The 13,602-nt window shown below is 48.9% G+C and carries 11 protein-coding genes; 4 read left to right on the top strand and 7 right to left on the bottom strand.

Annotation, left to right across the window (positions count from 1 at the left end; all coding sequences use genetic code 11):
- Positions 1-45: 45 nt before the first annotated feature.
- Positions 46-1,239 carry a methyltransferase gene (locus C2M34_RS03660; RefSeq protein WP_105258091.1) on the top strand — a complete coding sequence of 398 codons (1,194 nt, stop codon included), beginning with the start codon at positions 46-48 and terminating at the stop codon, positions 1,237-1,239.
- A gap of 8 nt (positions 1,240-1,247) precedes the next feature.
- A complete protein-coding gene (gene can / locus C2M34_RS03655; RefSeq protein WP_105199311.1) occupies positions 1,248-1,916 on the top strand; it encodes a carbonate dehydratase in 669 nt (222 codons plus the stop codon).
- Positions 1,917-1,960: 44 nt separating this feature from the next.
- On the opposite strand, the gene C2M34_RS03650 is transcribed toward can, so the two are convergent.
- The 4 genes from C2M34_RS03650 to ubiK all read right to left on the bottom strand — a co-directional run bounded on the left by C2M34_RS03650 (position 1,961) and on the right by ubiK (position 4,153).
- A complete protein-coding gene (locus C2M34_RS03650; protein WP_105258128.1) occupies positions 1,961-2,623 on the bottom strand; it encodes a Bax inhibitor-1 family protein in 663 nt (220 codons plus the stop codon).
- 296 nt (positions 2,624-2,919) lie between these two features.
- A complete protein-coding gene (locus tag C2M34_RS03640; protein ID WP_105199313.1) occupies positions 2,920-3,129 on the bottom strand; it encodes a hypothetical protein in 210 nt (69 codons plus the stop codon).
- A 143-nt stretch (positions 3,130-3,272) separates the two neighbouring features.
- Positions 3,273-3,527, bottom strand: a complete 255-nt coding sequence (locus tag C2M34_RS03635) for a hypothetical protein (protein WP_105258127.1) — start codon at positions 3,525-3,527, stop codon at positions 3,273-3,275.
- 353 nt (positions 3,528-3,880) lie between these two features.
- Entirely contained in the window at positions 3,881-4,153 is a 273-nt protein-coding gene (gene ubiK / locus C2M34_RS03630) for a ubiquinone biosynthesis accessory factor UbiK (RefSeq protein ID WP_105199314.1), read from the bottom strand.
- A 123-nt stretch (positions 4,154-4,276) separates the two neighbouring features.
- On the opposite strand from ubiK, the gene rep reads away from it, so the two are divergent.
- On the top strand, positions 4,277-6,289 hold the full coding sequence (gene rep / locus C2M34_RS03625; RefSeq protein WP_105199315.1) for a DNA helicase Rep: 2,013 nt from the start codon (positions 4,277-4,279) through the stop codon (positions 6,287-6,289).
- On the opposite strand, the gene C2M34_RS03620 is transcribed toward rep, so the two are convergent.
- From C2M34_RS03620 to elbB, 3 genes are all read right to left on the bottom strand, one after another.
- Positions 6,261-8,828: a diguanylate cyclase domain-containing protein gene (locus tag C2M34_RS03620; protein WP_105258089.1), complete on the bottom strand. Its 2,568-nt coding sequence runs from the start codon at positions 8,826-8,828 to the stop codon at positions 6,261-6,263. The genes rep and C2M34_RS03620 overlap by 29 nt on opposite strands.
- Before the next feature lie 124 nt (positions 8,829-8,952).
- On the bottom strand, positions 8,953-9,345 hold the full coding sequence (locus tag C2M34_RS03615) for a c-type cytochrome (RefSeq protein ID WP_105199317.1): 393 nt from the start codon (positions 9,343-9,345) through the stop codon (positions 8,953-8,955).
- A gap of 177 nt (positions 9,346-9,522) precedes the next feature.
- Positions 9,523-10,173, bottom strand: a complete 651-nt coding sequence (gene elbB, locus C2M34_RS03610; RefSeq protein ID WP_105213473.1) for an isoprenoid biosynthesis glyoxalase ElbB — start codon at positions 10,171-10,173, stop codon at positions 9,523-9,525.
- Between the two features lie 577 nt (positions 10,174-10,750).
- On the opposite strand from elbB, the gene polA reads away from it, so the two are divergent.
- On the top strand, positions 10,751-13,483 hold the full coding sequence (gene polA, locus C2M34_RS03605) for a DNA polymerase I (protein ID WP_105258088.1): 2,733 nt from the start codon (positions 10,751-10,753) through the stop codon (positions 13,481-13,483).
- Positions 13,484-13,602 lie beyond the last annotated feature (119 nt).

Here is a 13,602-nt window from a genome sequence, read left to right as displayed (position 1 = left end):
TTACTTTGCTATAATCGCCGGCAAATTGTTAACCGCCGTACCCTTATGCCTGCCTTGCTTGCGCACTTTGAAGCGCTGGATCACCTCTTATATCAAACTCGCCGTTACTGGCAGTGTGTAGCCTTTTCCTGTGGCCAATACCCCTGGCCTGAGCTGGCCGGGGTGCTTGATGGCTTAAGCGATGAGCAGGTGGCTGAGCTTGAAGCCGACCCTAAGCAGTTGCTGCGTTTTTTTCAACCCTATATTCCCGAGCTGGCACAGCTGGATAAACTAAGTGCTCTGCCGCTGCGTCAAGGCGAGGCCGAGCAGCCGACCTTACCCTTTTGGTTAAGTAATGGCATTAAGGGCAGAAAGCTGACTCAGCTTCAGGCCTTTGTCGCTCATTTACAACCCCAAGAAAATACCAAAACCGTATTGGAATGGTGTGCGGGCAAGGGCCATTTAGGGCGTTTGTTGGCGCATCAATACGGTATTGGCGTACAGAGTGTCGAAATTCAGCCACAGCTATGCGCTCAGGGAGAAGAGTTGGCGCAGCGCTTTGCCTTGCCGATACGTTTTAATGTCGCCAATGTGCTTGAGGACGATTGCCAGAGCTACTTGCAGCAGTGTGATCATGCTGTGGCCCTGCATGCCTGTGGCGGTTTGCATCAGGAACTTATGCGCCAGGCCAGCCGTTTGGGCACCCAGCGTTTGTCTATTTCTCCTTGCTGCTATCATTTGTTTATCGACGGTGAACATTATCAGGCCATGAGCAGCGCCGCCAAAGCCAGCCAAAACAGCTTTTATAGCAGTGACTTAAAGTTAGCCCTGCAGCAAACAGTGACCGCCGGGCAGAGGGTGCAGCGGCTGCGCCAAACCGAGGTGCAGTGGCGTCTTGGCTTTGATCAATTGGTGCGCGATGTATTTAAACGCAACGAGTATACCCCAGTGCCTTCTGTGGGTAAGCTGGTGTTTAGCGGTGAGTTTAAAGACTTTTGCCAGTGGGCGGCACAGCAGAAAGGGCTAACCCTGCCAGAGGGCTTGAATTACCCGCATTATTTGGCCTTTGGTGCTGATCGAAAGCATATGACCGACCGTATTGAACTGGTAAGACATCTGTTTCGTCGGGCAATTGAGGTTTGGCTCGTGCTCGATCGTGCTTTATATTTGCAGCAAGCAAATTACCGGGTGGATATTTTCGAGTTCTGTGAATCGTCACTGACACCCAGAAATATCTTTATAGAAGCGAAATTAAATTGAGAGTTGTTGTGAAAAACTTAAGTCATCTTTTTGAAAACAATAAGCAGTGGGCTAAGCGTACTACCGAACAAGATCCTGAGTTCTTTAAGAAACTCTCAGAGCAACAGAATCCTGAGTATTTATGGATTGGCTGTTCGGACTCGCGCGTACCGGCCAACCAGATCGTTGACCTAATGCCGGGCGAGCTGTTCGTACACCGCAACGTGGCTAACGTAGTAGTGCACACCGACCATAACTGTTTGTCGGTCATGCAGTATGCCGTTGAGGTGCTTAAGGTGAAACACATCATGGTGGTGGGCCACTATGGTTGTGGCGGTATTAAAGCGGTTCTGGATGAAGCAAAATTTGGCTTGATCGACAACTGGTTACGCCATGTAGGCGATATTAAAGAGCGTCACCTAGAGCTACTTGAGCAGGCACCGGAGCAGGAGCGTCTTGCCCGCCTAATCGAGCTGAATGTTATCGAGCAGGTACGTAATGTATGTCGTACCAATATAGTGCAAGACGCCTGGGCCCGTGGCCAGGAACTGACGGTACATGGCTGGGTGTATAGCCTGGAAAATGGCCGCCTGCACGATATGAATTCTGTGGCTCGTTGCCAGCAGGAGCTGGGCGACAGCTATAAGGAAGCGCTGGAGAACGTAGCTAAGCGCGTTCGTGGCGAGCTGACCGACTAACCTCGGTAAGATGAAAAAGGGAAGCCAAGTGCTTCCCTTTTTTGTTACTGCTTTCTCCCTAGAATGCGGAGGATGCGTAAAAACAGGTTAATAATATCCATATACAGAGCCGCGGCGCTGTCTACCGCATTATCCAGAGTCTTAGGTATTTGGTTCGCCCGGCCCCAGTCGTAGCCGATATAGCCACAAAAAATCACCGCAACGGCCCAATCGATCCACTCATGATGTATCCCCAGGACAAATATCTGGAATAGCTCGACTACTATTACCGCCAGCAGGGCAATGCTGAGAGCCCCGGCAATGCGTTGAAAAAACTTGGGATACATAGAGCCCAGCAGCATCATAATCAGGGTAACGCCGGCGGTAAGGCGAATCGCCTCAACAACTAGAACCTCATTGTATTGCGCCACCACCATGTTGACGATTAAGCCAAAAGGCACAACCACCAGGTTATAGCCGATAAAGCTGACAATTGGTTTTTTCGACTCGTTAAAAAGCCATACCCCGGCAAGGCAGGAAGCAAAATAGCCTATAAAGAAGACCCAAGGGTTGATGGCCCACAGGGTTTGCGGGTCGATATTAACGACCAAAAACCAGTTTACGGAAAAACCCCAGAGTAAACATAGCCCTATTGTCAGGTTATAAAGCGCCGGGCTGATTTCTTGGCTACTGGTGACTCGTCTTTTAAAAACATCAGACTCGAGCATAAATGTGGTTTCCTTTTTCATTTAAGAAGCTGGTGGCTTTATTGGCTGTGCCACCCTATGGAGAGCGGGCAGTCTATAAATAGATGGCGGGGAAATCTATTAAAAACGTTAATAAATCAATATGTAAGATTATTGGTGATAACTGTGAGTGGGGTTCTGCTCCGAAAGAATTTGTCGCGTTGGCGACGATAACCAAAGGGCAGTTTGCGCCAACCGCCCCTTGGAAACTCCGCGAATCTAAACGGGAAGACCGATACCTGTTAGTTTCGGAGTGTTTTGATAAGACATTATGCTAATCATTCTTCATTATTATTAATTTCTGAGACTACTTTTTTCGTCTCTTTCTTAATAGCTTTTGCTGCATCCCTTGAAGCATGACCAATTTCTGTTGTCACTTCTTTGACAGCACCGCCAAAATCTCTTCCCGCTTCTTTTACACTTGAGCAAGAGGCGAGCAATCCTAGCGTGATAAAAATGGATAATGTTTTAAGGCTATATTTTTTCATCTAATTTCTCATCTATTAAGATGTATAACGCCCGGTTAAGGGGCTGACAACGTAAAACACTGAACTCAAAATAACAAACCGTAATCACAAGTGCCGATTTGCACAAAAACCGCCAGGCGTTGGCAGTCCCCTTGAACGGTTTGTTATGCGATTAATAATCCAGCAGATTTTAATTTTTTAGTTAACTCGACCATAGAGCACTTATATTCCCAATACATCACTCGACTATGTGATGAAGTAACCAAAACATACTCTTCACTTATTGATTGAATTCTATCAATTGATATAAGTTTTTTTACAAACACTTCATCCGAAATGTTCTCAATTATTTCTTTGTTATTCTCATCAAATCCATGCACGATAAATGCAGTTTTTACTTCTAATTCAATAAACTTCATTCTCAGTTTCATCCTTACTTGCAAATCGTATAACAGGGTATTAATGAGACCTTGCAAGCTTGCCTACCTTGTAAGGTAGGAGCATTAAACAAATGAGGTTTCACTAATGAAAGTAAAAATTCATGTTAAATCAGATGGAAAGTGAAAGAAACTAGGTTGAAGGGAACAATTTATGGACGTCCTGGGCATGTTGGTTACGTTCATTTCTCGTAGCGCGTTGAGGTAATCATGCAATGTTGGGGCGTCTTGGGGTTCTTAGGGGGGCGTAAACCGCCCCTAAGGTGTCGTCGCAACCGCGCCAAGATATTAACAACGGCATCAGTGGTTGGTGTACCACGAAAGCTAGAGAAAGCTTACTCTGCGTCAGCGTCTTTCGCTTGTGCTGCCAGCATGGCTTCAAGCGCAACTACTTTCTCTTCCAATGCGGTTAGTTTTTCGCGCGTGCGCACCAGCACCTGGCTTTGAATATCGAATTCTTCGCGGCTGACAAAGTCCATTTCCGCCAGTTTGTTTTGCAGTACCTGCTTGGTTTTGTTCTCAAAATTCTCGGCGATATCGCGCATGCCCTTGGGCATGTTGCTGCCTATTTGGCGGGCGATTTCTTCAATTTTGCTCGGGTTAATCATGTTCTGGCTCCTATCTTTATCTGCCCTAAGTGTAACTAATTTCCCAAGCCCTGCCTATCATGGCTGTATCGCGCTCCCAGATAGGCTAAAATAGCCGGTCCCATGTGATTTAAATTAGTGTTTATGAAGCTCAATCCCCAGCAAAATGAAGCGGTAAAGTACATTAGCGGACCCTGCCTGGTGTTGGCCGGCGCCGGCTCGGGTAAAACCCGGGTTATTACCAATAAAATCGCCCACCTGGTGCAAAACTGTCAGTATCAGGCGCGAAATATTGCTGCGGTGACCTTTACCAACAAGGCGGCGCGGGAAATGCGTGAGCGGGTGGCGCAAACCTTGGGCAAGCAAGAGGCCAAGGGTTTGTGGGTATCGACCTTTCATACCTTGGGTTTGGAGATCATTAAAAAAGAGCTGAAGACCTTAGGCTTTAAGGCGGGCTTTTCCCTGTTTGATGATCAGGATACCAATCAGCTGCTTAATGAGCTGACCGCCGATGAATTGCAAGGGGATAAAGATTTACTCAATCTGCTGAAAATGCAGATTGGCGATTGGAAAAACGAGTTGATCCTGCCGCCGCAGGCCATTGCCATGGCTAGAGAGCCGCAAAAGGCGCTGTTTGCTCAGCTCTATGCCCGCTATCAAACTCAGTTGCGCGCCTATAATGCCATGGACTTTGACGATCTCATTATGATCCCAACCCTGTTGCTGGGTTCCAATGCCGAGGTGCGTGAGCGCTGGCAAAACCGGTTTCGTTATCTGCTGGTGGATGAATATCAGGATACTAACACCAGCCAATATCAGTTGGTAAAACTCTTGGTGGGGCAGCGCGCCCGCTTTACCGTGGTAGGCGACGACGACCAATCCATTTATTCCTGGCGTGGTGCCAAACCACAAAACCTAGTGCTGCTCAGTAAGGACTTTCCAGGCTTGCGTCTGATCAAGCTGGAACAAAACTACCGCAGTGCCGGACGCATCCTTAAGGCGGCCAATATACTGATCGCCAATAACCCTCATGTCTTTGATAAAAAACTCTTTAGTGAGCTCAATTATGGCGAGGAGATCAAGGTTATCGCCACCCGGGATGAGGAACATGAGGCAGAGCGGGTGGTGGCTGAGATCATCTCCCATAAGTTTACCAAGCGCACTAATTACAAGGATTACGCCATCCTGTATCGCGGTAACCACCAGGCCCGGTTATTTGAAAAGGCGCTGATGAGCAACCGTATTCCCTACAAGATCAGCGGCGGCATGTCGTTTTTCGCCCGTGCGGAAATCAAGGACATGATGGCCTATCTGCGCCTGCTGGTGAATCAGGATGATGACAATGCGTTTTTGCGTATCGTCAATACACCGAAACGGGAAATCGGCCCGGTGACCTTGGAAAAGTTGGGTAGCTTGGCCAATGAAAAGCACATTAGCTTGTTTGCCGCCTGTTTTGAGCCCGAGCTGGCTGGGCGTTTACAGGGGCGTGGCTTTAATGCCTTGATGGGCTTTGCCCGCTGGGTGGTGGAGCTGGCCGACAATGCCCAGCGCAGCGACACCCTGGAGGCGGTCAAGGATCTGGTGCGCCAGATAAACTACGAAGCCTATTTGTACGAAACCTCGACCAGTGCCAAGGCCGCCGAGATGCGTATGAAGAACGTCTCCGAGCTGTATCGCTGGATCACAGATATGCTTACCGGCGATGCCGATAATGAGCCTTTAACTTTGCCCGAGGTGGTCACCAAGCTGGCGCTGCGCGATATGATGGAGCGTAACGAGGAAGAGGACGACAGCGATGCGGTGCAATTGCTGACCCTGCATGCCTCCAAGGGGTTGGAGTTCCCTTATGTGTTTATGGTGGGCATGGAAGAGGGCTTATTGCCGCATCAAAGCAGTATCGATGAGGATAATGTTGAAGAAGAACGCCGCTTAGCCTATGTGGGTATTACCCGAGCGCAGCAGGAATTGGTGATGACCTATGCCAAAAATCGTCGCCAATTCGGTGAGGTGATCACCCCGGAGATCAGTCGCTTTGTTGAGGAATTGCCGCAGCAGGATCTTGCCTTTGAGGCGCGAAAGCCGCCGCAAAACCAGGAGCAGCGTATGCAGCAAGGGCAGGCGCGGGTCGCTAACTTACGGGCGATGTTAAAGAAGTAAACTGACTTAACGGCCTTTGCTGTGTCAGTGGTGAGCGTTGGCCGATAAAGTATTCAATGCCCAGGCGCTCCAGTTTATCGCGCTCGGCCTGGGAGTCCGGGCTTTTGGTCATCAGTTTACAGTGCGCCTCTTTGGTCAGCGCCAGTATGCCTTGCAGAATAAGCGCATAGTTTGGCTCTGGTAACAGGCGGCGACTAAAGTTGTTGCTCAGTAACACGCAGTAATAGGGGAATTGCGCCAGCAACCCAAGCTCGCAGCCCTCCTGGGCAAAGTTATTCAGGCCGATATACACACCGCTTTGGCTTAAAGCATCAAGATTGTGCAGTTGCTTGGCACTGGCACAACTCAATTCCGGCTCATCAAACAACAGGCATAAATGCTCGATAATATCGAGTTGACTGATCCAAGAATACAAACTCTTGAAATGCTCATCTTCAAGTAACACCGTTGAGCACTTAAGCAGGGTTAAGCCCTGGTTATTATGCTCGGCAAAACCATATTGCAGTAACTTGAGTTCTACCTTGGCGAGCATATAGCTGTCGCTGCTAAAGCGCTTAAGTTGCTCAAAACTGGTGCTGCCGAGCACCGGATGTTCGCCGTAGGCGCTGAGCAACTGGCAAATTGGCTGCTGCTCGGCATCAAGCACCTGACTGCTTTGAAAATGGGTGTGTAAGTCCATTAAATGGTGTTCGTTTTGGCCGTGCGCTTGCACCTCGGCGTAATTGAGCAGGGGATGATAAAACTCAAAGCGCCCTTTACCACTTTGTTTGGCATAATACATGGCGGCATCGGCGTCGCGGATCACCTCATCTATATCGCTATACCCGGCATCGCTATAGGTAATGCCGATACTGGCGCCACCCTGAATACAGCTGCCTTGATAGCAAAAAGGCTGTTGCATCACCGCGATAATACGCTTGGCTACATCCTCAGCCTGTTGTCTGTCTTGCAAGCGCGACAGTAAGACAACAAATTCATCGCCGCCCAAACGGGCGATCAAATCGTGCTCACGTACGCATTGCTTTAGTTTGGTGGCCACGGCTATCAGGAATTGATCGCCAAACTGGTGCCCGAGTTGATCATTGATCTCTTTAAACTTATCGAGATCGATAAAAAGCACGGCAAAATTCTGCTCGGGTAGGTGCTGAGAATGCGCCAGGGTGCGTTCGAGCTGGGCGATAAAGAGGCTGCGATTGGGCAGCCTGGTGAGGGCATCATGATGAGCGTCATGATACAGCTGCTGTTCTATTTTACGGCGTTCGTCTATTTGCAATTGCAGATGGATATTAGCCTGGCGCAACTCCTTGGTTTTTTCGGCCACGCGCAGCTCCAATTGCTGGTGACTTAGCCTTAAGGCCTGTTGCGATAGCTGGTTTTGCAAAACGTTGGCAATCTGATTGGAAACATAGGCGATCAGCTCAACATCTTCTTGCACAAACTCATATTTATTGTTGTAGGCCTGACAGACGATCAAGCCAATAACTCCCTGCGCGGTTTTTAGTGGTGCACCCAGCCAGCTGGTGCAGCGCCCTGTACTGGTGAGAGCGCGGGTGGGTTCAACCAGGCCTTGCTTACAGAGTTGATCGCCACGTTCACGGCTGATCAACTGGCATTTTTTACTGGTAAGCACTAACTCACTGTAGCCTTTGGCAAAGGAGCGAGGGCTAAAATCAGGGTCGCTTTCATCGACGGCGTAGGGAAAGGTCAGCCAGTTTTTGTCATTATCATAGAGGGCGATATAGAGGTTTTGGGCATAGGTGATGCTCTTCATTATTTGATGCACCTGGTAATACACATCATCTATATTGATCGCCTGTGTGGCCAGCTCGGCAATTTGAAACAGGGTTTGTTGGCGCTCCAGCGCTTTTTTACGCTGGGTTATTTCTTCATTGAGGGCGTGATTGCTTTGTGTGAGCGCCAGGGTGCGCTGCTCCACCTGACGTTCTAAGAGCTCGCGCTTTTTTACCCGCTCTATGGCGGTGGCCAGATACAGGGCAATCACCTCGAATAGCTCTATTTGTTCCTTGCTATAGCCAAGCTCTTGCTCGTAACTTTGCGACACCATGACACCAATCACCTGGGTGTCTTGATATATGGGCACACCTAACCAATGCTCGGAGCGGGTGCCATGTAAGTTAAATTTACCTTCTGCCGCCGCCGCTGCCATGGTGGCTCGATTAAAGTACGCCGTAGCCTGGGACCGAAACACATAGCCGGTGAGGCTTTGCTCAAAATGCTGCTCGGTAAGTTCCGGATGCGACGGAGCATCTTTTTGATCGACAAAATAGGAGAGCTCAAGTAACCCTGAAATGGGGTTTTGCAACACCACATAGAAGTTCTTACTGGGAACATAATCGGCCAGGAGCTGCCGAATGGCTGGGTAAAAGGAATTAAGATCCGGATGAGTACTGGCCTGCTCAGATAGGCCAATAAGTGCATACTGCAAATGATGCTGATGCTTATATTTTTGCAGCAGTTCCTTTAGGCGCTTGTTTTGCTTGCGCAACTTATTTACTGAACACTCATCCACTGAACGCATCACTAGGTTTTTGACCAAATCTTAACCGTTGAATATTTCACCTTTTGTAACCTAGGTCAAGGAAGTCAGATAACAAAAAGGGAGGCAAAGCCTCCCTTTAAACAAGATGTTAGGTGCTAAGCGCTTACTGCTTAGTCATAAAATCGATAGCGGCTTGGATCTCATCATCAGAACAATCCATGCAAGTACCGCGAGGTGGCATGGCGTTAAAACCGTTGATGGCATGGTTAAGCAGAGTGTCGGCACCCTTAGCTAGACGAGGCTCCCAATCGGCCGCTGTTTTCGGTGCACCTAGTGCGCCCGAGCCGTGACACGCGAAACATGAAGCCTGATACACTTGTTCACCACTGCGCGGACCGGCAGGTGCGGTATCAACGGCAGCAGTTTGACCAGCTAGGTAAACCTCGCCAATAGGCTGAAGACGTTTCTTGATCGCTTCTTCGGTCATAGCGTTGTCTTGAGGCTGTGCGTATACAGCGGTGGATAACAATAACAATGCGGCAGATAGTTTCTTCATGTTTCTTTGCTCATTCGGATGCTAACGGTCAAAGTGACCGGGTGACGAAATATCGGCAAAGTATAACCTCGCCAAACAATTTATAAAATGCCTAGCCTTTATTAATGTGTTAAAAAGTAGGCATTTTATGCTTTAGCGCAAATTTTAACTTGCCATTGCTTGTTTTTTGCTCAGCGATTAAATCAGGCTAAGCAACTTGTTGATTGCCTTTTCAATGCCGCTGGCCGCTTCTTTAATAGATCCCGCCAACATATAAGCCGGAGTGGACACCACCTTGGCCTGCTCATCAACCACTATGTTATCAACACTGCATGCTACATGTTCGGCGCCGAGTGCCGTTAGGGCGGCAGCAGTATCGGCATCATTACCTATGGTCGCCTTGGTACCCTGGGGGTAGATGTGGGCGATAAGCGCCGGGGCAATGCATAAGTAGGCGGCGGGTTTATGCTGTTCGGCGAAGGCCTTACATACACGCTCAACATCGCTATTAAGGCTGCTGTTTACGCCTTTTAAGGCGAAGTCGCAGAGATTTTTTGCGGCGCCAAAGCCGCCGGGCACCACCAGGGCATCGTAGTCATCGACATTCAGTTCTTTTAGATCCAGGATCTCACCGCGGGCAATACGCGCCGCTTCTTCAAGCACGTTACGGGTTTGCGCTTGCTCTTCGCCGGTTAGGTGGTTAAGCACATGATGTTGGTTGATATTGGGAGCAAAGCACTGGTACTGGGCTCCGGCTTGATCGAGATAAAGCAGGGTTAATACCGACTCATGAATTTCGGCCCCATCAAATACACCACAGCCGCTAAGGATGATCGCTACCTTGGTCATAACTTTGAATTCCTAACTGAAAAATAACTAAAACAGTAAGGTAGCCAGCTAAGCCAGCTCCCGTCAATGCTCATTTATGCTTTATGAACGATAGCTTATGAGAAAAAAGTTATAAAGGATCGCTGGGATCTTTGATCCATTATGCTAGAATGCTTAGCTGGTTATTTAGAAGGGTTACTCTAAAAACGACCCACAAATAACCGGTTTCCACAATGGATATAAAAAATAATAAGAAAATAAGATACGGAGTTTCTTCTTTTTTTCGTTAAAAAACAAAAAGTTAAATTTAATCTGATGTCAGTTTTATGACTTCGGATATTTTCTCGTGCTTTTTATCTACAAAGTTATCCACAGCTTATCATGGTGCAACTGCGCCCTAATAGTACATTTCTCAGGCGCTTGCTAAGCGGCTTTGCCCCGATCATTTAGGGCCGGCCAGCATATCGATAATAAATAGGCCAAGATCAGATCTTAAAACTCAGCGTAAAGACGGTTTGCACCATTTTGCTGCTCGTTTTCTTAGTCGCCTTATGGCATCCTTTAGCCATTAGCAATTACCCTAATTGAGTGCTGAAAAATGGCGCAAATCCCTGAAAATCCGCTTATCTTAGTTGACGGTTCCTCCTATTTATTTCGTGCCTATCATGCGCCACCGCATTTAACCAACTCCAAAGGCGAAGCCACAGGTGCCATCTATGGTGTGGTGAATATGCTGAAAAGTCTGGTGAAGCAATACGACCCATCGCATATGGTGGTGGTGTTTGATGCCAAGGGCAAAACCTTCCGCAACGATATGTACAGCGAATACAAGGCGCATCGTCCGCCTATGCCAGATGATCTGCGCAGCCAGATTGCCCCCTTGCACGATATTATCCGTGCCATGGGTTTTCCGCTGATCAGCATTGAAGGTGTAGAAGCCGATGATGTTATCGGCACCTATGCGCGCATCGCCAGCGAACAAAAACGCCACGTGTTGATCTCAACCGGTGATAAAGACATGGCGCAGTTGGTGAACGAGCATGTCACCCTGATCAACACCATGACCAACAGTATTTCCGATCCCGACTCGGTGAAGGAGAAGTTCGGTGTTGGCCCTGAGCGCATTATCGATTACCTGGCGCTGATGGGAGATAAGGTTGATAACATCCCGGGTGTTGAAGGTTGTGGTCCGAAAACCGCGGTGAAGTGGTTGGATCAATTCGACTCTCTGCAAGGGGTTATTGAGCACGCCGATGAGATCAAAGGCAAAATTGGTGAAAAGTTACGCAATGCCGTTGGTCAACTGCCATTGAGCTACGAGCTGGCGACCATCAAGCTTGATGTGGAAGTGGAAGAAGACTTAGAGCAGCTTAAGTTGCTTGCACCGGATACGGATGCATTGATTAGGCTTTATGGCGAATGTGAGTTCCGCCGTTGGCTTGGTGAATTGCTGGATAAGGGCACGGACACAGACACTCACCTGGACGCTCCTACCGAGGTGCAGGAAGTACCAAAAGCAGACGCCCATTATGAAACCATCTTGACCGAAGCGCAGCTGGATACCTGGGTGAAGAAGTTACAAGATGCCGAGCTGATCGCCTTTGATACCGAAACCACAAGTGTGGACTATATGCAGGCGCAGTTAGTGGGTATGAGCTTTGCCGTGGAAGTGGGCGAGGCTGCCTATTTACCCATAACCCATGACTATCCGGGAGCGCCGGAGCAATTGCCGTTAGAACTGATCCTGGCCAAGCTGGGACCTATCCTAAGCGACAAAAATAAGCCCAAGGTCGGGCAAAATCTTAAATATGATAAGAGCATACTAGCCAATGCCGGCATTGAATTTAACGGCATCGCCTTCGATACCATGCTTGAGTCTTATGTATTTAACAGCGTTGGTACCCGCCATGATATGGACTCGCTGGCGCTAAAATATCTGGGCCACAAGAATATCAGCTTTGAAGACATTGCCGGCAAGGGTAAAAAGCAGCTGACCTTTAATCAAATCGAGTTGGAGAATGCCGCTCCTTATGCCGCCGAAGACGCAGATATTACCCTGCGTTTGCACCAGCATTTATGGCCTAAGGTCGCCGCCGACGACAAGTTAAAGTCGGTGTTCTGCGATATTGAATTGCCCCTGGTTGAAGTGCTTTCCGATATAGAGCGCACCGGCGTGGTGATCGACTCGCAGATGCTGGCTCAGCACTCGCAGCGCTTAGGTGAGCGTTTACAAGAGCTGGAAAAAGAAGCCTATGATATGGCCGGTGAGGAGTTTAACCTTGGCTCACCCAAGCAGCTCCAGGCCATCTTATTCGAAAAGCTTGAGCTGCCGATTATTAAGAAAACCCCGAAGGGCGCGCCGTCAACCGCCGAAGAGGTGTTGCAGGAGTTGGCGCACGATTATCCGTTGCCTAAAGTGATCATCGAACATCGCGGTTTATCTAAGCTTAAGTCCACCTACACTGATAAGCTGCCGCTGATGGTCAATGAGAAAACTAAGCGGGTGCATACCTCGTATCACCAAGCAGTTACGGCCACAGGGCGTTTAAGCTCGACGGACCCTAACTTGCAGAATATTCCTATTCGTTCGGAAGAGGGCCGTCGTATCCGTGAAGCCTTTGTCGCCAGCCCAGGTTATAAGATAGTCGCTGCCGACTACTCGCAAATAGAGCTGCGCATTATGGCGCACCTGTCTCAGGATAAAGGCCTGCTGAATGCCTTTGCCGAGGGGCTGGATGTGCACAGCGCCACCGCCAGCGAGGTTTTCTCCGTGCCGCTTGATGAGGTGACCAGCGATATGCGTCGTAAGGCCAAGGCCGTTAACTTCGGTTTGATCTACGGTATGTCGGCATTTGGTTTAGCCCGTCAGTTGGATATTCCGCGCCACGAAGCTCAGCATTATATGGATAAGTACTTTGAACGCTTCCCCGGCGTTTTAGAGTATATGGAGCGCACCCGCGAAAGCGCCGCCGAAAAAGGCTATGTGGAAACCCTCTTTGGTCGTCGTCTGCATCTGCCTGAGATCAATGCCCGTAACGGAGCGCGTCGTAAGGCCGCTGAGCGTGCCGCAATTAATGCGCCTATGCAGGGAACCGCCGCCGATATCATAAAAAAAGCCATGATCAGCGTGCATCAGTGGGTAAAAGAACAACCCAAGGACAGCATTAAGATACTGATGCAGGTACACGATGAACTGGTGTTTGAAATCAAGGAGCAGGATGTGCCGGCCTACACCGAGCAGATCTGTAACCTAATGGCCGCCGCTGCCAAGCTGGATGTGCCCTTGATTGCCGAAGCCGACAGTGGTGATAACTGGCAACAAGCACATTAATTAAAATCAAAGGGGGGCAGAGGCTCCCCTTATTCTTTCTGCCTCTGTCCGCCCACTTAACCTCACTTAATCGGTTGTGGCCGGGTATCTGCGCAAATTTATTGAAAAAACTTTCCAAT

The organism is Pseudoalteromonas sp. T1lg88 (assembly GCF_002964765.1).
GTDB lineage: Bacteria > Pseudomonadota > Gammaproteobacteria > Enterobacterales > Alteromonadaceae > Pseudoalteromonas.
This window is presented reverse-complemented; position numbering and strand designations above follow the sequence as displayed.

What these genes read in the sequence shown, in the direction of transcription:
- C2M34_RS03660 (WP_105258091.1), top strand. Translation starts at nt 46, where the DNA reads ATGCCTGCCTTGCTTGCGCACTTTGAAGCGCTGGATCACCTCTTATAT.
- C2M34_RS03650 (WP_105258128.1), bottom strand. Translation starts at nt 2,623, where the DNA reads ATGCTCGAGTCTGATGTTTTTAAAAGACGAGTCACCAGTAGCCAAGAA.
- C2M34_RS03640 (WP_105199313.1), bottom strand. Translation starts at nt 3,129, where the DNA reads ATGAAAAAATATAGCCTTAAAACATTATCCATTTTTATCACGCTAGGA.
- C2M34_RS03635 (WP_105258127.1), bottom strand. Translation starts at nt 3,527, where the DNA reads ATGAAGTTTATTGAATTAGAAGTAAAAACTGCATTTATCGTGCATGGA.
- ubiK (WP_105199314.1), bottom strand. Translation starts at nt 4,153, where the DNA reads ATGATTAACCCGAGCAAAATTGAAGAAATCGCCCGCCAAATAGGCAGC.
- rep (WP_105199315.1), top strand. Translation starts at nt 4,277, where the DNA reads ATGAAGCTCAATCCCCAGCAAAATGAAGCGGTAAAGTACATTAGCGGA.
- C2M34_RS03620 (WP_105258089.1), bottom strand. Translation starts at nt 8,828, where the DNA reads ATGCGTTCAGTGGATGAGTGTTCAGTAAATAAGTTGCGCAAGCAAAAC.
- C2M34_RS03615 (WP_105199317.1), bottom strand. Translation starts at nt 9,345, where the DNA reads ATGAAGAAACTATCTGCCGCATTGTTATTGTTATCCACCGCTGTATAC.
- elbB (WP_105213473.1), bottom strand. Translation starts at nt 10,173, where the DNA reads ATGACCAAGGTAGCGATCATCCTTAGCGGCTGTGGTGTATTTGATGGG.
- polA (WP_105258088.1), top strand. Translation starts at nt 10,751, where the DNA reads ATGGCGCAAATCCCTGAAAATCCGCTTATCTTAGTTGACGGTTCCTCC.